The 620-nt window shown below is 76.8% G+C and carries 1 protein-coding gene; it reads left to right on the forward strand.

Going from position 1 to position 620, the window contains the following annotated elements; all coding sequences use genetic code 11:
- The coding region (locus tag ACYVE9_RS30015; protein ID WP_461031010.1) for an FtsK/SpoIIIE domain-containing protein at positions 1-620 on the forward strand (620 nt) is incomplete at both ends.

Consider the following 620-nt stretch of genomic DNA (forward strand, 5'->3'; position numbering starts at 1 on the left):
CGACCGCAGTGGCGGCAGCGCCGCGCTGGTCTTCGGGGCCGGGCCGCGCGGTCCGGTCACCGCGGATCTCGCCACCGACCGCAGCCATCTGCTGGTCAGCGGCACGGACGGCACCGGCAAGACGGAGCTGCTGTGCTCGCTGGCCGCAGCGCTGGCGTCCGGCGACCGTCCCGACCGGCTGGGCCTGGTGCTGGTGGACGGCGACGGCGACGGGCTGCGGGTGTGCGCGGAACTGCCGCACGTGGTGCGGTACCTCCAGGCCGGCGAGCCGGTCGGCATGCGGGAGTTCGCCCAGTCGCTGAGCCGCGAGGTGAAGCGGCGTTCGGAACTGCTGGGCTCGGCGCACTACGAGACGTACGTGCAGGGCGGCACGGCCGCGGTACCGGCCGGCTCGGCCGGCCCCGACACCGACCGCGGCACGGTACGGCTGCGCGCCCGTTCCTCACCGGGCGGCGCGCCGAAGGCCCCCGGGCACGGCCTGCCGCGGTTGGTGGTGCTGGTGGACGACTTCGACGTGCTGGTGGATCCGGCCCTGGGCAACCCGGGACGCCCGGCCGCGGGCTCGGTGGTCCGCGCCCTGGACGCCGTCGCCCGGGAGGGCGTCCGGCTGGGAGTGCACC

This window comes from Streptomyces sparsus, from assembly GCF_054776295.1.